The organism is Streptomyces albus subsp. chlorinus (assembly GCF_013302895.1).
GTDB classification, from domain to species: Bacteria; Actinomycetota; Actinomycetes; order Streptomycetales; family Streptomycetaceae; genus Streptomyces; species Streptomyces chlorinus.
This window is the reverse complement of record NZ_VJOK01000001.1, coordinates 1,149,306-1,168,726: the sequence shown is the minus strand read 5'-3', so window position 1 is coordinate 1,168,726 and position 19,421 is coordinate 1,149,306. Positions and strand designations below refer to the sequence as shown.

Annotated in this window: 18 protein-coding genes; 12 read left to right on the top strand and 6 right to left on the bottom strand. The window is 74.2% G+C overall.

From position 1 onward, the window contains the following. The first annotated feature begins 576 nt into the window (after positions 1 to 576). Both FM076_RS33410 and mycP read left to right on the top strand, forming a co-directional pair. Positions 577 to 1,407 (top strand): hypothetical protein, encoded by an 831-nt coding sequence (locus tag FM076_RS33410; protein WP_243274315.1) that lies wholly within the window; start codon positions 577 to 579, stop codon positions 1,405 to 1,407. Next, on the top strand, positions 1,404 to 2,672 hold the full coding sequence (gene mycP, locus FM076_RS05390) for a type VII secretion-associated serine protease mycosin (protein ID WP_173868774.1): 1,269 nt from the start codon (positions 1,404 to 1,406) through the stop codon (positions 2,670 to 2,672). Before FM076_RS33410 ends, mycP begins: the two co-directional genes overlap by 4 nt. Here the strand turns inward: mycP and FM076_RS33050 are convergent. After that, entirely contained in the window at positions 2,554 to 3,774 is a 1,221-nt protein-coding gene (locus FM076_RS33050) for a serine hydrolase (protein ID WP_202034910.1), read from the bottom strand. The two genes, mycP and FM076_RS33050, sit on opposite strands and share 119 nt — an antisense overlap. A 74-nt stretch (positions 3,775 to 3,848) precedes the next feature. On the opposite strand from FM076_RS33050, the gene FM076_RS05380 reads away from it, so the two are divergent. Both FM076_RS05380 and FM076_RS05375 read left to right on the top strand, forming a co-directional pair. Beyond that, positions 3,849 to 4,595 carry an SseB family protein gene (locus FM076_RS05380; protein ID WP_173868773.1) on the top strand — a complete coding sequence of 249 codons (747 nt, stop codon included), beginning with the start codon at positions 3,849 to 3,851 and terminating at the stop codon, positions 4,593 to 4,595. 307 nt (positions 4,596 to 4,902) lie between these two features. Beyond that, entirely contained in the window at positions 4,903 to 5,667 is a 765-nt protein-coding gene (locus FM076_RS05375; protein WP_243274313.1) for an MIP family channel protein, read from the top strand. An 89-nt stretch (positions 5,668 to 5,756) separates the two neighbouring features. On the opposite strand, the gene FM076_RS05370 is transcribed toward FM076_RS05375, so the two are convergent. Next, on the bottom strand, positions 5,757 to 6,131 hold the full coding sequence (locus FM076_RS05370; protein WP_173868772.1) for a DUF1844 domain-containing protein: 375 nt from the start codon (positions 6,129 to 6,131) through the stop codon (positions 5,757 to 5,759). 398 nt (positions 6,132 to 6,529) lie between these two features. Here FM076_RS05370 and infC point away from each other — a divergent pair, with 398 nt between their 5' ends. The 8 genes from infC (at position 6,530) to FM076_RS05330 (ending at position 15,813) form a co-directional block, all read left to right on the top strand. Further along, positions 6,530 to 7,150, top strand: coding sequence for a translation initiation factor IF-3 (gene infC / locus FM076_RS05365; protein WP_173874520.1), 621 nt, complete (start codon positions 6,530 to 6,532; stop codon positions 7,148 to 7,150). A 103-nt stretch (positions 7,151 to 7,253) separates the two neighbouring features. Further along, positions 7,254 to 7,448 (top strand): 50S ribosomal protein L35, encoded by a 195-nt coding sequence (rpmI, locus tag FM076_RS05360; protein WP_114015749.1) that lies wholly within the window; start codon positions 7,254 to 7,256, stop codon positions 7,446 to 7,448. Positions 7,449 to 7,552: 104 nt separating this feature from the next. Further along, positions 7,553 to 7,936, top strand: a complete 384-nt coding sequence (gene rplT / locus FM076_RS05355) for a 50S ribosomal protein L20 (RefSeq protein ID WP_173868771.1) — start codon at positions 7,553 to 7,555, stop codon at positions 7,934 to 7,936. A 101-nt stretch (positions 7,937 to 8,037) separates the two neighbouring features. Continuing rightward, entirely contained in the window at positions 8,038 to 8,850 is an 813-nt protein-coding gene (locus tag FM076_RS05350; RefSeq protein ID WP_173868770.1) for a TrmH family RNA methyltransferase, read from the top strand. Positions 8,851 to 9,017: 167 nt separating this feature from the next. After that, complete coding sequence (locus tag FM076_RS05345) at positions 9,018 to 10,073, top strand: ATP-binding protein (protein WP_173868769.1); 1,056 nt, start codon at positions 9,018 to 9,020, stop codon at positions 10,071 to 10,073. Between the two features lie 186 nt (positions 10,074 to 10,259). Then, entirely contained in the window at positions 10,260 to 11,387 is a 1,128-nt protein-coding gene (gene pheS / locus FM076_RS05340) for a phenylalanine--tRNA ligase subunit alpha (RefSeq protein WP_173868768.1), read from the top strand. Beyond that, entirely contained in the window at positions 11,387 to 13,894 is a 2,508-nt protein-coding gene (pheT, locus tag FM076_RS05335; protein WP_173868767.1) for a phenylalanine--tRNA ligase subunit beta, read from the top strand. Before pheS ends, pheT begins: the two co-directional genes overlap by 1 nt. A 119-nt stretch (positions 13,895 to 14,013) precedes the next feature. Continuing rightward, positions 14,014 to 15,813, top strand: coding sequence for an MFS transporter (locus tag FM076_RS05330; RefSeq protein WP_345944896.1), 1,800 nt, complete (start codon positions 14,014 to 14,016; stop codon positions 15,811 to 15,813). A 164-nt stretch (positions 15,814 to 15,977) separates the two neighbouring features. On the opposite strand, the gene FM076_RS05325 is transcribed toward FM076_RS05330, so the two are convergent. The 4 genes from FM076_RS05325 to FM076_RS05310 all read right to left on the bottom strand — a co-directional run. Continuing rightward, positions 15,978 to 16,814 (bottom strand): LLM class F420-dependent oxidoreductase, encoded by an 837-nt coding sequence (locus tag FM076_RS05325; RefSeq protein ID WP_173868766.1) that lies wholly within the window; start codon positions 16,812 to 16,814, stop codon positions 15,978 to 15,980. A gap of 84 nt (positions 16,815 to 16,898) precedes the next feature. Next, entirely contained in the window at positions 16,899 to 17,771 is an 873-nt protein-coding gene (locus FM076_RS05320) for a 3-hydroxybutyryl-CoA dehydrogenase (RefSeq protein ID WP_173868765.1), read from the bottom strand. A gap of 322 nt (positions 17,772 to 18,093) precedes the next feature. Further along, a complete protein-coding gene (locus FM076_RS05315; RefSeq protein WP_173868764.1) occupies positions 18,094 to 18,297 on the bottom strand; it encodes a DUF1918 domain-containing protein in 204 nt (67 codons plus the stop codon). 46 nt (positions 18,298 to 18,343) lie between these two features. Then, on the bottom strand, positions 18,344 to 19,421 hold a 1,078-nt coding region (locus FM076_RS05310; RefSeq protein WP_243274311.1), incomplete at its 5' end, for a DMT family transporter.

Here is a 19,421-nt window from a genome sequence, read left to right as displayed (position 1 = left end):
TTCCGATGCCGGCCGCCCCCCGTCGGCGCCCGGCTCCCCAGCCGCCGGGCCGCCGTCCGGGTCCGGCTCCGAAGGCGCCGTGCCGTCATCGAGGTCCAGCTTCAAGGGGGCTGTGCCGTCGGGGCCCCGGCCCGAGAGGTCCGCCGTGCCGTCGTCACGGTCGGACTCCGAAGGCGGTGTGCCGTCCTCAGGAGGGCGGTTCGAAGGTGGGGTGCCGGCGCCGCGGCACCCGGTGCCGCCCGTCTCTCCGCCGCGCGGTGCGCCCCCGGCGCCGACGGTGCCTCCGCCGCCGGTTCGCGGCTGGAGGCCGGTCCGCGGTCTGGGCGGGCACGCTCCGCTGCGTGTCCGTACGGTCGTGGCCGCCGTCTGCCTCGTGCTGGGGTCGGTCTGCTGGGCGGCGCGGGGGCGGGCGCGCTGCTGACCGGGGACGCCGGGCAACGGCCCGCCATCGCCCAGGGGTTCGACGGCGCACGGGCCGCCTGGCACGAACTCCCCGTCGACGAGCTGTTCCCCCGCACCCTCGACGGCGAGGCCGCCGGGCCGGGCGGCGCCGACCGGCGCTGGACGCGGGTGGCCGTGGCCCCCGACAGCACCTGCGCCCGCGCCTTCGACCCGCTGCTGGCCAAGGCGCTGGCGCCGGTGGGCTGCGGGCGGCTGATCCGGGCCACCTACGCCGACGAGACGACCAGCGGCCTCACCACGGTGGGCATGGTCTTCACCAAGGCCGACCCGGCGGCGATGCGGGACCTGGCCGAGCGGTTCGCCGCCCAGAACCTCGCCGAGCGCCCCGATCTGATGCCCCGTCCGTACGCGGCGCGCGGCACCGTCGCCGCGGACTTCGGTGACACGCAGCGCGCGAGCTGGAGCATCCGCGTACTGCGGGACGTGCCCGTGGTGGTCTACTCCGTTTCCGGTTTCGCCGACGGACGGGTCGTCACCGACCCGCAGCCGGCGAGCGACGCCATCCGCAAAGGGGAGACCTCGCCCGCGGCGCAGGCCGGGCTCGGCCACGACGCGCAGGGGATCGCCGACCGCGTTGAGCGGCGGCTGCGCAAGGCGACCACCCGGCCGCATCCCGCTGCCGGGCGGACGTCGGACGCCAGGTCAGGCTCCCGCTCCCATGCCGGTTCCGGTCCCGGCGCGGACGCGGCCTCGGCCACGTCCGCCGCCGCGGGGCGCCGCGTGGCGTCCCCCCTCCCGGCCGGCGGCCCGCCCTCATCCGGCAGGCCCGGCTCCGGCCCCAGCCCTGGCCCCGGTTCCGATTCTGGTTCCAGCTCCTGTCCTGGTTCCGGTTCCGGTCCCGGCGCGGGCAGGGGCGCGGGCGGTGGCGGGAACAAGGGCCGGGGCGCCGACGCCGTGAACGAGGCCCCGGGGACGGGCCGTACCTCGGAGGACGAGCTGCGATGAAGCGTCTGCTGGGCACTGTGGCCGCCTCCTTGTGCGCCCTCCTCGCGTTCACCCCCCTCACGGCGGGGACGGCGCACGCGCAGGGGGAGGGGCTCCAGCGGCAGGAGTGGGCTCTCACGGCCCTCAACGCGAAGGCGGCGTGGAGGACCACCAAGGGCCAGGGCGTGACCGTGGCCGTCCTGGACACGGGGGTGGACCCGAGCCATCCGGATCTGTCCCGCAACGTGGCCAAGGGCAAGGACTTCGTCGGTATGGGTGCCGGGCGGGGCGACCGCGAGTGGGCGCGGCACGGCACCGCCATGGCCGGGATCATCGCCGGGCACGGCCACGGCGCGGGCGGCAGGGACGGGGTGCTGGGCATCGCGCCGGAGGCCCGGATCCTGCCCGTCCGCGTCCTGCTGGAGGACCAGGACCCGCAGCGTGCCAAGGCCAGGGACAAGCGCGGTACGGCACTGGCCCAGGGCATCCGCTGGGCGGCCGACCACGGGGCCGATGTCATCAACCTCTCGCTGGGCGACGACAGCGACTCCGCGCACCCGGACGCCGAGGAGGACGCGGCCGTGCGCTACGCGCTGCGCAAGGGCGTCGTGGTGGTCGCCTCGGCGGGCAACGGCGGCGAGGACGGCGACCACGTCTCCTATCCCGCCGCCTACCCGGGGGTGATCGCGGTGGCCGCCGTCGACCGCAACGGAGCCCGCGCCGCCTTCTCCACCCGCCGCTGGTACGCCACGGTGGCGGCGCCCGGCAAGGACATCCTGATCGCCGATCCCGACCGCACCTACTACCAGGGCTGGGGCACCAGCGCCGCCGCGGCCTTCACCTCGGGTGCCGTCGCGCTCGTCCGCGCCGCGCACCCGGATCTGAGCCCCGCGCAGATCAAGGAGCTGATCTCCGACACCGCCCGCAACACCCCGGAGGGCGGACGCAGCGACGCGGTCGGCACCGGCATCGTGGACCCGGCGGCGGCCATCGAGACGGGCTCGCACGTCAGGCCCGCCAAGCAGCGGCCGGCGGTCGGCGAGTACCGCGAGAAGTACTTCGGGACGGCACCGCCCGCCGACGGCGCGGGGCCGGGCTGGTTCGCGCTGGCGGCGGCCGTGCTGGGGGCGGCGCTGATCGGCGCTGCCTGGGCGGTGCACCGGGGCTTCACCCCGCACCTCCCGCCCCGGCTGCGGGGTCTGGTGGCCGGCCCGCACGGCGGCGGTCCCGGGCAGCGCCCCGGTCCTCCCGGCGGGAGCCCTCCCGGGGGCCTTCCCGGCGGGTGAGGGCCCGGACGGCGGCGCGGGCGGCGTCCTCCACCGCGGCGACGCCGGCCTCCCGGGTGGCGTGCCCGTCGGAGAGGACCGCCAGCAGCCAGGCCCGTCCGTCCACCGTGACGCGGCCGACGCTGTTGATCACCCACAGCCCGGTGGCCGTCCGCGGCAGCCAGCCGTTCTTCACCTCGGGCACGGCCGTGGCCGAGGCGGCCCCCGCGGGCGCGGCGGCGGTGACGCCCCAGCGCTGTGCGGGCACGACCCGGCGCATCAGCTCCCGTACCCGGGCCCGTGCCGACGGGGTGAGCCCGCCGCCGGGTCCCGGCTCGTACACGGCGCGCAGCAGCCTCAGCTGATCGGTCGCCGTGGTGGTGCTCAGCCCCCAGCGCCCGGCGGGGTGGGGTTCCGTACGGGTCAGCCCCAGGCGGTGGCAGGCGGTCCGCATGCCCGCCTCGCCCCCGGCCGCCTCCCACAGTGCGTTCGCCGCGTCGTTGTCGCTGCGCTCGATCATCGCGGCGGCCCACGCCTGCTCCCGCCCGGTCAGCGCCCGCGGCGGATCCCCGAGAGCGCCCTGGGCGCGCAGCAGCAGCGCGACGAGGATGTGCACCTTCATCACGCTTGCCGCCACGAACGGGCGGTCCCCGTGCAGCGCCGCCGCACGCCCGGTGCCCGGCTCACGGACGGCCAGCGAGAGCCGCGCCCCGGGACCGTCCGGCCCCGGGACGGCCGAGGAGAGCAGCGCGTCGAGGTCCGTCTCCGGGACGGCGTCCGACTGCCGGCCGGCCGACAGGAGGCAGGCGGTGGCCGACGTGAGTCCGGCGGCGGTTGCCTGTCGTCCGGCGGTGGCGTACGGGAGTCGGTCGGCCGGGGCATCCGGCTCCCGCGCGGCCGGCCTCCGCCCCCGAGCCGGTCCCGCTGTTGCCGCCTGCGGCCCGGCCTCCGGCGGCCGGGCGTTCCGGCCGTCACCCGGGTCCGTTCCGGCGGCGTCCGCACCCGTCCCCCCACAGGTGTCCGTTCCCGCGCCCGCGTGCGTGCCCCCGTCCGTTCCTTCCCCCGCACGTGACTGTTCCCGCGCCCCACTCGTGGTCGTGCCCGCTCCCGCGCCCGTGGTCATGCCGGTGACGCTACCGCCGACGGCGGCTGACTCCCGCGCCCTGCCGTGTCCGTGCCACCGGATACGCTCGGGGCGTGGCGCTCAAGAACATTCCCCAGCCGGCCTTCTCCAGCGACGACGGCACCGCTGATGCCGCCCTCGCCGACGCCCTCGCCGCCTGGCGGGACGCCCCGGGGGCGCCCTCGGCCCGCGCCCGGGTGCTGGAGGCGCTGCGCGGCGCCCGGCTGCTCGTCCCGGTCGTCGCCGTCCTCACCGAGGCCGAGACGGGTGAGGACGGGCTGCGCCGCGACAAGACCAGCGAGATGGCCGTCCCGACCCTCAACGCGCCCGGTGGCCGCCGGGCGCTGCCGGCCTTCACCTCCACCGACGCGCTGGCCCGCTGGCGCCCCGACGCCCGCCCCGTGGCGGTACCGCTCCATCAGGCACTCCAGGCCGCGGCCCACGAGAAGGCGGACACCGTCGTCCTCGACCTGGCGGGCCCCGTGACCTTCGAGCTGACCGGCTCCGCGCTCCAGGCGCTCGCCGAGGGCCGGACCGCTGCCGACGCCCTCGACGACCCGGCCGTGATCGAGGCCGTACGGACCGTGCTCGCCGCCGAACCCCAGGTCGTCGGTGCCCATCTGGCGCCGGGCGGTGCCGCAAGCGACGGCACCCTGGCGCTCGCGCCGGCACCGGGGGCCGAGGTGGCCGCCGTGGCCCACCGCGTGGCCGGGGCCCTCGCCGCCCACGAGACCCTGCGGGCGCGTCTGGTGCGCGGCCTCGACCTGGCCCTGCTCCCGCCCGGCAGCGCCCTGCCCGAGAGCGCCTTCTACCGGGCCTGATCACCGGCCGGGTCCGCTCACCTGCCGGGTTCCGCTCACCTGCCGGGCCCGATCACCCGCCGGACTCCGGATTCTGCCGGGTTCGAACACGCTCCACCCCACCCGACCCGGCCGCGGCCTCCCCGGCCTGACCGCACCCCGACCGCGGAGCCGAGCCCCCCGGTGCCGTCGGCCGATAGCCCCGGTGCCGCAGGCCGGTGCTGTCGGCCGCCCGAGGTGCGAGCCGGGCCAGGGCGTCGGACACTCAGGAGGTGCGCCGGGAAAGAACCGTCCCGGCTGCCTCCTACGACCCCCACGGGAGGTCGACATGCAGGTCAAGTCGCTCCAGGCGAGCCCGGAACAGCTCCGGGACCTGGAAGACAAGCCCCAGCCGGTCGCCGCGGAGTTCCTGGGCACGCTGCTGCTGGTGTTCTTCGGCGTCGGGGCGGCCGTGCTGGCGGCGGAGTACATCGGTTCGCTCGGCATCGCGCTGACGTTCGGCTTCGTGCTGCTCGCCCTCGCGTACGCGATCGGGCCGATCTCCGGTTCCCATGTGAACCCCGCGGTCACGCTGGGGATGTTCCTGGCCGGCCGTCTCGACCTGGAGCTGGCGGTCAAGTACTGGGTCGCGCAGCTGGTCGGCGGTATCGCGGGCGCGGCGCTGCTGTTCCTGGTCGCCAAGCAGGTCCCGGGCCTGGAGACGAGCGAGACCTTCGGCAGCAACGGCTTCGGCGACCGTTCCGCGGTGCACATCAACACCGGCGGCGCCTTCGTCGCCGAGCTGATCCTGACGTTCCTGCTCGTCTACACGGTGCTCGCGGTCACCCACAAGGTGGCGGTCGTCGGCTTCGACGGGCTGCCCATCGGCATCGCCCTGGCCGTCGTCCACCTGGTCGGCATCCCGCTGACCGGCACCTCGGTGAACCCGGCCCGGAGCCTGGGCCCCGCGCTCTTCGCGGGCGGCGCGGCCCTGACCCAGCTGTGGATGTTCATCGTGGCGCCCCTGGTGGGCGGTGCCATAGCCGCCTATGTGCACGTGCTCACGCATCCGCAGCCGAACCGCCGGCCCCGGCGCGAGATGCGGGTGAGTTGAGCGGGCGGGCCGCCGCGGTGCCGGCCGCCGTGGAGACGACCGCAGTGGGGACGACCTCGGAGGCCGCGGTCGGGACGACCGCCGTGAGGTCAGCCGTGGACGGGGCCGGTGAACTTCTCGCCGGGCCCCTGTCCGGGCTCGTCGGGCACGGTGGAGGCCTCGCGGAAGGCGAGCTGGAGCGACTTGAGACCGTCACGCAGCGGCGCCGCGTGGTACGAGCCGATCTCCGTGGCGCTCGCGGTGACCAGACCGGCCAGGGCCTGGATGAGCTTGCGGGCCTCGTCCAGGTCCTTGTGCTGCTCGCCCTCCTCGGCCAGCCCGAGGTTCACGGCGGCGGAGCTCATCAGGTGCACCGCCACGGTGGTGATCACCTCGACCGCCGGCACCTCCGCGATGTCGCGGGTCATGCTGTCGAAGTCGGGTTGCTGACCGGAGGGCTGCCCGGCGGCTGCGGCGTCGCTCATGCGGCTCACCCTAAGCCCCGGCGTTCCCGTACTGTCGTACGGGCCGTGCTCCGGGCGCCCCCGGTCCGCGCTCCCGCTCCCGCCGGGGCACTCCGGGCGGCCTGCTGGTATGCTCGGATAACGACCGGCTGAAGTCTGTCCCCGCGCCACGTGCGAAGGGGCGGCCTCCAGCCCGCAAGTGGAGGCTCCGATCTCCCACCTGGCGGCCCTGTGGGCCGCGGGTCAATGGTCAGGCTGCGCCCCGCGGAGTTCCGCGGCGGTGCTCCCGGTCTGTGAGGAGCCCCGCCTGTGACCCGTCCGGGGCGTTTTTCGCATCTTGCGGCGGTGGTCACCCAACTCATCAAGACTCGTGCGCGGTCGTCCGCCAGACGGTCGCGCGGTGTACCCGAGGAGGCCCCATCAGCGCCGAGCCCCGCATCAACGACCGGATTCGCGTCCCCGAGGTGCGACTCGTCGGTCCCAGCGGCGAGCAGGTCGGCATCGTGCCGCTTGCCAAGGCCCTGGAGCTCGCACAGGAGTACGACCTCGACCTGGTCGAGGTGGCGGCGAACGCCCGTCCTCCGGTGTGCAAGCTCATGGACTACGGCAAGTTCAAGTACGAGTCGGCCATGAAGGCCCGTGAAGCGCGCAAGAACCAGGCGCACACGGTCATCAAGGAGATGAAGCTCCGGCCGAAGATCGATCCGCACGACTACGACACCAAGAAGGGTCACGTCGTCCGGTTCCTCAAGCAGGGTGACAAGGTCAAGATCACGATCATGTTCCGCGGTCGTGAGCAGTCCCGCCCCGAGCTGGGCTTCCGGCTGCTCCAGCGGCTCGCGGACGACGTGTCGGATCTGGGCTTCGTGGAGTCCAACCCGAAGCAGGACGGCCGCAACATGATCATGGTTCTCGGCCCGCACAAGAAGAAGACCGAGGCCATGGCCGAGGCCCGCGAGGCGCAGGCCGCCCGCAAGGCGGAACGCCAGCAGGGGTCCGCTCCCGCTGAGGCGCCCGCCGAGGAGAACGCCGAGGCGTGAGCCCTCCCGGGGCACCTGCCCCGGAACCCATACGGAACGACTGACGCTTCCGCCTGCCCGCACGGCAAACGGAAGCGTCACTGACGAGGAGAGAAACGGCGACATGCCGAAGAACAAGACGCACAGTGGTGCCCGCAAGCGCTTCAAGATCACCGGCTCCGGCAAGGTGATGCGCCAGCGCGCCGGCCGCCGCCACCTTCTCGAGCACAAGCCGTCCACGCTGACGCGTCGCCTTGCCGGTAAGACCGAAGCGGCCCCGGCCGACGCCAAGAAGATCAAGAAGCTTCTCGGCAAGTAAGACCCCGCACGACCGGGACCCATCGACCACGGGCCGGAGCGGAGGGCGTGCGCGGACCGACACCGTGACACCGCCTCCCGGCCCCGCCAACAAGGAGTAATCACGTGGCACGCGTCAAGCGGGCAGTAAACGCTCAGAAGAAGCGCCGGGCGATCCTGGAGCAGGCCAGCGGCTACCGCGGCCAGCGGTCCCGCCTGTACCGCAAGGCGAAGGAGCAGGTCACCCACTCCTACGTCTACAACTACAACGACCGCAAGCGCCGCAAGGGCGACTTCCGGCAGCTGTGGATCCAGCGGATCAACGCCGCGGCCCGCGCCAACGGCATCACCTACAACCGCTTCATCCAGGGTCTGAAGGCCGCCTCCATCGAGGTCGACCGCAAGATGCTGGCCGAGCTGGCGGTCAACGACGCCGCCGCCTTCGCCGCGCTCGTCGAGGTCGCGCAGAAGGCGCTGCCGAGCGATGTGAACGCCCCGAAGGCCGCCTGACCTTTGGCTGGTGTCTTCGGCCGTGTCGCCGGACTCTCGCCGTCGTGGCTCCCCGCCGCGGCGGCGAGAAATTTTTCCCCGAAAGCGAGTGACCGCCTGCGATGCCCCCTGAGCCCCCCGAGCTGACCTCCCTCCGCTCCCCCCGCGTCACCGCCGCGCGCAAGCTCGGCAAGCGGAGCTTCCGGGCCAAGGAGCGCCGGTTCCTGGCGGAGGGCCCGCAGGCCGTGCGGGAGGCGCTGGAGCACCTCGTCGAGGTGTACGCGACAGCGGAGGCGGCCGAGCGGCACGCGGACATCCTGGCGGCGGCCCGCGCCGCCCGCGTCCCCGTCCTCACCGCCTCCGACGAGGTGATCGGTGCGATGTCCGACACCGTCACCCCGCAGGGCATCGTCGGGCTGTGCCGCTTCCTGGACCGGCCCTTCGAGGAGGTCCTCGGGAGCCGGCCCCGTCTCGTCGCCGTTCTCGCGCACGTCCGCGACCCGGGCAACGCGGGCACCGTGCTGCGCTGCGCGGATGCCGCCGGCGCCGACGCCGTGGTGCTGACCGACGCGTCCGTGGACGTCTACAACCCCAAGGCCGTGCGTGCCTCGGCCGGTTCGCTCTTCCACCTCCCGGTCGTCGTCGGCGTGCCCGTCGAGGAGGCGGCCCGCGGCCTGGCCGGAGCCGGGGTGCGGGTACTGGCCGCCGACGGGGCGGGGAAGCGGGACCTGGACGAGGAGCTGGACGCGGGGGCCATGTCCGCGCCCACCGCGTGGGTGTTCGGCAACGAGGCGTGGGGGCTGCCCGAGGAGACCCGCGCGCTGGCGGACGCCGTGGTGCGGGTGCCCATCCACGGGCTGGCCGAGAGCCTCAACCTCGCCACGGCGGCGGCCGTGTGCCTCTACGCCTCGGCGCGCGCCCAGCGCGCACGCTGACGCCGCCCGCCGTGCCTGTGTGCCGCCGTGCGCCGGGACCCCGCGTGCCGTGCCGCCGTGCGCCCGTGACGCTGCGCACGGTCCGGGTGCCACGCCGTCACCGTGAGCTAGTAGGGTGTCGGCCCCCGGGTGCCGGGGACCGAGGCGCTGGAGGAGGGCGGAACGGGATGGACGTGCGGCCCGACGACCTGCCCGACGGGCTCGTGATCGCCAACGGCGCCGGCCGCGTCGTGTGCTTCAACACCGCGGCGGTCCGTCTCACCGGACGGCAGCACCACGAGGCGCTGGGCAGTCCGCTGCAGGCCGCGCTGCCGCTGGAGGACCTGGACGGGCGCCGCTGGTGGCAGCTGACGGACCCCTACGGCGGGCCGGCCATCCGCAACGGCCACCCCGAGCGGAACCTGCTGCTGCCCGGCGGCCACGAGGTGCTGGTCGCCGCCCGGTACGTCCGGCAGCGCCCGCGCGGGCCCGTGGAGCGGGTCGTCGTCACCCTGCGCGGCACCGAGGCCAGGCGGCGCACCGAGCGCAGCCACGCCGAACTGATCGCCACCGTGGCCCACGAACTGCGTTCGCCGCTCACCTCGGTCAAGGGGTTCACGGCCACCCTGCTGGCCAAGTGGGAGCGGTTCACCGACGACCAGAAGCGGCTGATGCTGGAGACGGTGGACGCGGACGCCAACCGCGTCACCCGGCTCATCGCGGAGCTGCTGGACATCTCCCGGATCGACTCCGGCCGGCTGGAGGTGCGCCGCCAGCGGCTGGACATCGCGGCGGCGGTGCGACGGCACGTGGAGGGGCACATCGCGGCCGGGCAGCCCGCCGAACGGTTCGCCCCCCGGATCGCCGACGGCCTGCCGGACCTGTGGGCCGATCCCGACAAGATCGACCAGGTGCTGGCCAACCTGCTGGAAAACGCGGTGCGGCACGGTGAGGGAACTGTCACCATCGAGGTCGAGCCCGCCGCCTCGCCCCGGGAGCCGGGGGAGAAGGCGACGGCCGTCACGGTCAGCGACGAGGGGCCCGGCATTCCGGAGGAGTCCATGAGCCGCGTGTTCACCCGCTTCTGGCGCGGCAGCAGGCGCGGCGGCACGGGCCTGGGGCTCTACATCGTCAAGGGCATCGTCGAGGCGCACGGCGGGGTGATCACCGTCGACCGGGCGCCGGCCGGCGGGGCCCGGTTCCGCTTTATCCTGCCCGTGGGCGCCCCGGCCGTTCTGGCCTGAAGCACGGCGCGCACGGGCCCGGCCCAGGATCCGCCGGAGGCCCTCCTTGCGGCCTCCGCGTCACCGTCACCAGGCGCGCCCCCGTAGACTCGGGCCCCGGCACGGCCATGGGGCCAGCAAGGGCAGGGCGCAGCCAGGGGCCATCTCCCAGCGACAGCTGGGGGCCAATCGGAAACACGGGAAGAGATGTCGGCACCCAACAAGTCGTACGACCCCGTCGAGGTCGAGGCACTGAAACCGGAAGCGATCGACCGGGCCAGGGACGAGGCGCTCGCCGCCGTCGCCGCCGCCGGTGATCTGGACGCGCTGCGCGAGGTGAAGGCGGCCCACGCGGGCGACCGCTCCCCGCTGGCGCTGGCCAACCGCGAGATCGGCGCCCTCCCCCCGCACGCGAAGGCCGAGGCCGGCAAGCGCGTCGGGCAGGCCAGGGGCGCGGTCAGCAAGGCGCTCAAGGTCCGCCAGGAGGAGCTGGAGCGCGAGCGCGACGAGCGCGTGCTGGTCGAGGAGGCCGTGGATGTCACACTGCCCTACGACCGCCGCCCGGCAGGCGCCCGCCACCCGCTGACCACGCTCTCGGAGCGCATCGAGGACGTGTTCGTCGCGATGGGCTACGAGGTCGCCGAGGGCCCCGAGGTCGAGGCCGAGTGGTTCAACTTCGACGCGCTCAACATCGGCCCCGACCACCCCGCGCGCACCATGCAGGACACCTTCTTCGTACGCGGCAGGGACGGCTCCGCCGACGACGCCTCCGGTGTCGTGCTGCGCACCCACACCTCGCCCGTGCAGATCCGCTCGCTGCTGCGGCGTGACCTGCCGGTGTACGTCATCTGCCCGGGCCGGGTCTACCGCACCGACGAGCTGGACGCCACGCACACCCCCGTCTTCGGCCAGGTCGAGCTGCTGGCCGTCGACGAGGGGCTGACCATGGCCGACCTCAAGGGGACCCTCGACCACATGGTCACCTCGCTCTTCGGCGAGGGCCTGGGCACCCGGCTGCGGCCCTCCTACTTCCCCTTCACCGAGCCGTCCGCCGAGATGGACATGGTGTGCTTCGTGTGCCGGGGCGCCTCCGTCGGCGACCCGGACAACCCCTGCCGCACCTGCTCCAGCGAGGGCTGGATCGAGCTGGGCGGCTGCGGCATGGTCAACCCGCGGGTGCTGACGGCCTGCGGTGTGGACCCGGACAGGTACAGCGGCTTCGCCTTCGGGTTCGGGATCGAGCGGATGCTGATGTTCCGCCACAACGTCGAGGACATGCGAGACATGGTCGAGGGTGACGTCCGCTTCACCCTGCCGTTCGGGATGGAGATCTGATGCGGGCGCCGCTTTCGTGGCTCCGGGAGTACGTCGACCTGCCGGCCTCCGAGACCGGCCGGGACGTCGCGGCCAGGCTGATCGCGGCCGGCCTCGAGGTGGAGACGGTCGAGCAGACCGGTGCCGGGCTCAAGGGCCCGCTGGTGGTGGGCCAGGTCCTCGCCATCGAGGAGCTGAAGGACTTCAAGAAGCCGATCCGCTACTGCCAGGTGGACGTCGGCCGGGCCAACGGCACGGGTGAGCCGCAGAACATCATCTGCGGCGCCACCAACTTCGCCGTCGGCGACAAGGTCGTCGTCGTGCTGCCCGGCGCCGTGCTGCCCGGCGGGTTCGAGATCAGCGCCCGCAAGACCTACGGCCACGTCTCGGAGGGCATGATCTGCTCCGAGCGCGAGCTGGGCATGGGCGAGGACCACGGCGGGATCATGGTGCTGCCGCCCCAGACGGAGGTCGGCACCGACGCGATCGAGCTGCTGGAACTGGTCGACGAGGTCCTCGACATCGCCGTGACCCCCGACCGCGGCTACTGCCTGTCGATGCGCGGCATCGCCCGCGAGACGGCCACCGCCTACGGGGTGCCGCTGCGCGACCCGGCGCTGCTGGACGTGCCCGCGCCCAACCCGCACGGCTACCCCGTCAAGGTCGCCGACCCGCTGGGCTGCGACCGGTTCACGGCCCGCACGGTCACCGGGCTGCGGCCCGGCGCCGCCTCGCCGATCTGGCTGCGGCGCCGGCTCCAGAAGGCCGGGATGCGCCCGATCTCGCTGGCCGTGGACGTCACCAACTACGTGATGCTGGAGCTGGGCCAGCCGCTGCACGCCTACGACCGGCACCGCGTCGAGGGCCCCATCGGGGTGCGCCGGGCCGCCGACGGCGAGAAGCTCACCACGCTCGACGGCGTCCAGCGCGTCCTGGACGCCGGCGACCTGGTGATCACCGACGACCGCGGCCCCATCGGCCTCGCGGGCGTGATGGGCGGCGCCAACACCGAGATCGCCGACGCGGAGGCCGCCGAGGGCACCACCGACGTGGTGATCGAGGCCGCGCACTTCGACCCGGTCTCCGTCGCCCGCACCGCGCGCCGCCACAAGCTCTCCTCCGAGGCCTCGCGCCGCTTCGAGCGGGGCGTCGACCCGGAGGCGGCGGCCGCCGCCGCACAGCGCACCGTGGACCTGCTGGTACTGCTCGCGGGCGGTACCGCCGAGCCGGGCGTCACCGAGATCCGCACGCCGTCGGGGCCCCGCACCGTCCTGATGCCGGCCGACCACCCGGACAGGGTCGCGGGCGTTGCCTACGGCCGTGAGACCGTGGTGCGCCGGCTCCAGCAGGTCGGGTGCGATGTCTACGGCCAGGACGAGCTGACGGTGACCGTGCCGTCGTGGCGGCCGGACCTGACCGACCCCAACGACCTGGCGGAAGAGGTCATCCGGCTGGAGGGCTACGAGAACCTGCCCTCCACCCTGCCCAGGCCGCTCCCGGGCCGCGGGCTGACCGAGCGGCAGCGGCTGCACCGCCGCGTCGGCCGGGCGCTGGCGGGCGCGGGGTACGTCGAGGCGCTGTCCTACCCGTTCGTGGGCGAGGCCGTCTTCGACGCGCTCGGCCTGGAGGCGGGCGACGCGCGCCGCCGCACCGTCCAGCTCGTCAACCCGCTCTCCGACGAGGAGCCGGGCCTGCGCACCACGCTGCTGCCCGGGCTGCTGGCCGCGCTGCGCCGCAACGACGGGCGGGGCAGCCACGACCTGGCGCTGTTCGAGACCGGGCTGGTGTTCCTGCCCACCGGCACGGAGACCACCGCCGAGCGACTGCCGGTCACCCGCCGCCCCGGGGACGAGGAGATCGCCGCGCTGGACGCCGCGCTCCCCGAGCAGCCGCGGCACGTCGCCGCCGTCCTGGCCGGCGCCCGGGAGCGGGCCGGCTGGTGGGGCAAGGGCCGCCCCTCCGACTGGGCCGACGCCGTCGAGGCCGCCCGCACCGTGGCCGCCGAGGCGGGGGCCGAACTGGACGTCGAGAGCGACCGGTTCGCGCCCTGGCACCCGGGCCGCTGCGCCGCGCTGTACGTCCATGTGGACGGCGAACGCGTACGGGCCGGGCACGCCGGTGAGCTGCACCCGCGCGCGCTCAAGGCGCTCGGACTGCCGCAGCGCACCTGCGCCATGGAGCTGGACCTCGACCTGGTCGAGCGCGCCGGTGCCGGCGCGGTGCGGGCCCGGCACGTCTCCGCGTTCCCCGTGGCCACCCAGGACGTGGCCCTCGTGGTGGACGCCTCGGTACCGGCCGCCCGGGTGGAGAGCGCGCTGCGCGCGGGCGCCGGAGAGCTGCTGGAATCGGTCCGGCTGTTCGACGTCTTCACCGGCGAGCAGCTCGGGGAGGGCCGCAAGTCGCTGGCCTACGCGCTGCGTTTCCGGGCGCCCGACCGCACGCTGAAGGCCGAGGAGGCGACGGCTGCCCGGGACGCGGCCGTCGCGGAGGCCGTCGAGCGCACCGGCGCGGTGCTGCGCGGCGCCTGACGCCCGGCCACCCGCCGCCCGAGGGGGCATCCGTCACCGGCGGATGCCCCCTCATCTTTTCGGGTGAGAAGACCGGGCCGACTCCGGCCGGAGGGGCAGGGGTGGTTACGGGTGACGAGGTGGCAGCAGCGAACTCATCATCCCGTCCGGCGGACGCCCCGCTCCGCAGCCTGATCCCCGCACGCATCGACCGGATGCCCTGGTCAGGCTTCCACACGAAGATGATCGCGGCGCTGGGCTGCGCGTGGATCCTCGACGGGCTGGAGATCACCGTCGCCAGCTCGGTGACGTCGATCCTCACGCGCGAGGACACCCTCGGACTGTCCTCCAGCGAGGCCGGCCTGATCGCGACCGTCTACCTCGTCGGGCAGGTGACGGGCGCGCTCTTCTTCGGCCGGATGGCCGACCGCTTCGGACGCCGCAAACTCTTCCTGCTCACCTTCGGCGTCTATCTGTTCGGCAGTGGCATGACGGCGCTCACCTACGGCCAGGGCCCCGGCTGGGACGGGTATCTGTATCTGACCCGGTTCGTGGCCGGGACCGGTATCGGCGGGGAGTACGCGGCCATCAACTCGGCCATCCAGGAGATGATGCCCGCCCGCTTCCGCGGCCGGGTCGACCTGCTGGTCAACGGCACCTACTGGGCGGGCGCCATCGTCGGCACCCTCGCCGAGCTGATGATCCTGGCCACCTTCGACGACACCATCGCCTGGCGGCTCGGCTTCCTGCTGGGACCGGTGCTGGGATTCTCGGTGCTGTTCGTCCGCCGCCACCTGCCCGAGAGTCCACGGTGGCTGATCATGAACGGGAGGGAGGCGGAGGCCGAGGCCGCCATCGCCCGGATGGAGTCCGCCGTACGCCGGCACGGCAAGAAGCTGCCCCCGGTCGACGAGAAGGACGCCATCGAGATCAGCGAGTCGGCGCACAGCACCTACGTCACGCTGCTGCGGGTGCTCTTCAGGGAGTACCCCAAGCGGGCCGTGCTCGCCTCGACCCTGATGATCACGCAGTCGTTCCTCTACAACGCGATCTTCTTCACCTACACGCTGGTGCTCACCAAGTTCTACGGTGTCCACGACGAGAGCGCGCCGATGTACCTGCTGGCGTTCGCCGCGGGGAACCTGCTCGGCCCGGTGGTCCTGGGCCCGCTCTTCGACATCGTCGGCCGCCGCCTGCTGATCGCGGGGACCTACCTCTTCTCCGGCTGCGCGCTGGCGGTGACCGCCTCGCTGTTCGCGGCCGACGTGCTCACGGCGACCACCCAGACCGTCGCCTGGTGCGTGATCTTCTTCTTCGCCTCGGCCGGCGCCTCCTCCGGCTATCTGACGGCGGGGGAGATCTTCCCGCTGGAGGTGCGGGGCAAGGCCATCGCCCTCTTCTTCGCCATCGGCCAGGCCGCGGGAGCCACCGGCCCGTACTTCTACGGCTGGCTGATCGGCGACGGCAGCAACCGCGGCAGGCTCTACATCGGCTTCCTCATGGGGGCCGTCATCATGGTCGTCGGCGGTCTGGCCGAGACGTTCCTCGGCGTGGACGCCGAACGCAAGCCGCTGGAGGCGGTCGCCAAGCCCCTCTCCGTCGTCCGCACCTCGGTCGGTGCGGCACGCCGGCGCACGGCGAAGAAGTTCCGCAAACCCGCATCCCGACCGGGACAGCCACCGGGAGCCCCCACCGGGGGGCCGGGTCCGGCCTCCGACGTGCCACCGGGTCCGGCGCCCGGTGCGGCACCGGGGGCGGCTTCCCAGGGACCGGGTCCAGCGCCTGACGTGCCACCGGGCCCGGCGCCCGGCGCGGCACCCGGAGCCGCCGCCGGAGCGCCCGGCGCCGCGCCCGGTGCGGCGCCCGGCTCCGCTCCCGGGAACTCCGACCGGCCCGACCCGGACCCGCCGGGGGACGAACCGAAGGCGCCCGTGGCGTGAGCCCGGCGCGGTGAGGGGTGCCGCGGCCCGGCGTGAGGACGACTCCCGCGTGCGGGGAGGCGGCGCCCCCACCGCGCCCCGGACGAGACCGGCCCCGCCGTGTGCCAGACCGCCCGTCCCCGCCGCCTCGTTCCTGCCGTGCCCGGGGCTCCCCCCGGCCGCGCTCAGCCGTCCGCTCCGTCGCGGAAGGCGGCGGTCGCCTCCGACAGCTCGTCCAGCCGCCGGAGCGTCTCGTCGTGGGGCAGCACGTCGAGCGGGAAGACGGCCCGGTGGGCGCCGGCCTGTGCGTAGCGCTCCACCGCCGCCGGGTCCTCCGGATCGCCCGGTGCGTTGAGGTGGACCTGGTCGCGGCCCGCCGCCGCCAGCTCGACACGGACACGGCGGAACTCCTCGGGGGAGGTGTCGAGCGGGAACCAGCCGTCCCCGTGGGCGAAGACGCGGCGCAGCGCCGCGGGGCTGTGGCCGCCGATGTAGACGGGCGGATGGGGCCGCTGCACCGGCTTGGGCCACTGCTGGATGGGCCCGAAGTCCACGTACTCCCCGTGGTATTCGGCCACCTCGTGGGTCCAGATCTCCTTGAGCGCCGCGATCCGCTCGTCCAGCACCCGGCCCCGGGTGCGCGGGTCGGTGCCGTGGTGGCGCATCTCCTGCCGGTTCCAGCCCGTCCCGACCGCCAGGACGACCCGGCCGCCGGAGAGCAGGTCCAGGCTGGCGACCTGCTTCGCGGTGTGGATCACGTCCCGCTGGGCCAGCAGCGCGACCCCGGTGCCCAGCCGCAGGGTGCGGGTGGTGGCGGCGGCCGCGGTCAGCGCGACGAACGGGTCGAGGGTGCGGTAGTAGCGGCGGTCCAGCCCGGAGCCGTCGGGCAGTGCGCTGCCGACGGGGATGTGGGAGTGCTCGGCCAGGAAGAGCGAGTCGAAACCGCGCTCTTCCACGGCGCGGGCCAGCGTGTCGGGGCGGATACCGTAGTCCGTCGGGAATGTCGCGATGCCGATCCTCATGCCCGGGCCAACTGCCGCCCGCCGCACGGCTATTCCCGTACGCGGACGGGCGCGGGGACGGGCCTCGCTCCTCCCGGTACCGGGTCAGGAGTAGGTGTAGAAGCCCGCTCCCGCCTTGCGGCCGAGGCGGCCCGCGTCGACCATGCGCTGGAGCAGCGGGGGAGCGGCGTAGAGGGGCTCCTTGTACTCGGCGTACATCGAGTCGGCGACCGAGGCGACGGTGTCGAGGCCGATGAGGTCGCTGAGCTTGAGGGGGCCCATCGGGTGGGCGCAGCCCAGTTCCATGCCGTTGTCGATGTCCTCGCGGCTGGCGATGCCCGACTCGAACATGCGGATGGCGGAGAGCAGATACGGGATCAGCAGCGCGTTGACGACGAAGCCGGAGCGGTCCTGCGCGCGGATCGTGTGTTTGCCGAGGACCTGGCCCACCACGGTCTCGGCGCGCTTGATGGTGTCCTCACCCGTGGTCAGCGCCGGGATCAGCTCCACCAGCTGCTGTATCGGGGCCGGGTTGAAGAAGTGGATGCCGAGCACGTGGTCGGGGCGCGAGGTGGCGACGGCGAGCTTCACCAGCGGGATCGAGGAGGTGTTCGAGGCCAGGATGGCGTCGGGGCTGGTCACCACCTGGTCGAGCACCTGGAAGATCTCGGTCTTGACCTGCTCGTTCTCGATGACGGCCTCGATGACCAGGTCGCGGTCGGCGAAATCGCCCAGGTCGGTGGTGAAGGACAGCCGCTCCAGCGCCTCGTCGCACTCCTGCTGGCTGAGCTTGCCGCGGTCGGCGGCCTTGCCGAGCGAGTTGGCCAGCCGGGTGCGGCCGAACTCCAGGGCCTCGCCGGTGGTCTCGGCGACCCTCACCTCCAGTCCGGACCGCGCGCACACCTCCGCGATTCCCGCACCCATCTGGCCACAGCCCACCACTCCGACGCGTGCCACGCCGGCTACAGACTCCGTCACCTCGTGCCTTTCGCTGAACTTCACGGTCCGCAGCGGTCCCGTCCCGGCAGCTCCCCGGCGTGCGGGGGCCGCGGGCGGCGCCGCTTCGCCGCCCGACGTTACCTGTGGGGGAACGCGGGATGGAGACCGGGTGCGAAAGGTCACCTATGTGCGGAGTGCGCCACTGGTCGCCCTGTGTGCCGGGCCGACCGCACCGAGTGGGAGAGCGGTCGCGGCCGGCAGCGGCGGGAGCACTCCCGCCCTCCCGGTGCGTCCCCGGCACTCGCGCCGCACCCGGTACGGGCACCGGGGTGCCGCATCAGTGCGCTGTGTCAGCGCCGCGTCAGTGCTTCTCCCGCTGCTTGTGCGGTTCCTGGACGACGGAGTCCGGGCCGGGTGAGACGACGGTCTCGTGCCCGTCCTCGAAGCGCACGCGGTACGGGGGCTCGCCCTTCGTGCCCATCACCTCGACGATCTCGGCAGTCCGGTCGTGCTGCCCCACGGTCCGCCCGTGCATCAACAGCTGGTCGCCTCTGTTGGCTCGCATGACACTTGCCTCCTGTCTGCTCCTGTCCGCGTTCCGTCCGCGGTGATCAGGTGCGGGTGCGCTGTACGACCACGATGCACACCAGTACGGCGAGCGCCGCCGCCGGAGCGGCGGGCGTGAGGTGCTCGCCGAGCAGGAACACCGCCCATACCAGCGTAAGCAGCGGCTGCGCCAGCTGCACCTGGCTGGTGGAGGCCACCCCGGCCAGGCCCATCGCCCGGTACCAGAACAGCAGCCCCAGGAACTGGGAGCCCAGCACGTTCCACGCCAGCCCCGTCACCGCGTGCCCGCTCAGTGCCACCGGCTCGTGCGCCAGCGCCACCGCGGCCCCCGCGGCGGCCAGGGGCAGGCAGCCCACCAGCGCCCAGCCGATCACCTCCAGCGCGGGCAGCTCCCTGGCCAGCCTGCCGCCCTCGGCGTACCCGGCGGCGCAGACCAGCAGCGCACCGCAGAGGAAGAGGTCGCCGGTGCTCGGCGCGCCCCCGCTCTGGTACAGCGCGAAGGCGACCACCACCGCCGCGCCCGCCAGCGCCGCCGCCCAGAAGGCGGGGGAGGGCCGGGAGCCGGTGCGCAGCGAGGAGTAGACGGCGGTCGTCAGCGGCAGCAGCCCCACCACGACCGCGGCGTGCGAGGTGGTGGAGGTCCGCAGCGCCAGTGTCGTCAGCAGCGGGAAGCCGATCACGACACCGGAGGCGGCGAGGGCCAGCCCGGTCCAGTGCCGTCGCGCCGGCAGCGGCACCCGCCGTACCGCGAGCGCCGCGCCCGCGACGAGTCCGGCGAGGACGACGCGCAGGGTCGTTGCCGTCCACGGGCCGAAGCCCTCCAGGGCCCAGTCGGTCGCGGGGAAGGTCAGCGAGAAGAAGACGACTCCGAGCACCGCGAGCCCGATCCCGGCGCGCGCCGCCCGCGCGCCCGCGTCCCGCCGGACGTCACGGGGCGCCGCGTCCGTCCGGCCGTCCGTGGACGGCGAGCCGGTGCGCGGGGTGCCGGCCGCCGTGCGGGCGGAGGCCGTGCGGGCGGAGGTGGGGGAGGTGTCGGAGCTGTCGGGGGAGGAGGGCGGACCGGGGGCGGCCGGGGTGGCGGTGGCCGGGGCGGTCCCGTCGGTGCGGTGGGCGGCCGGGCCG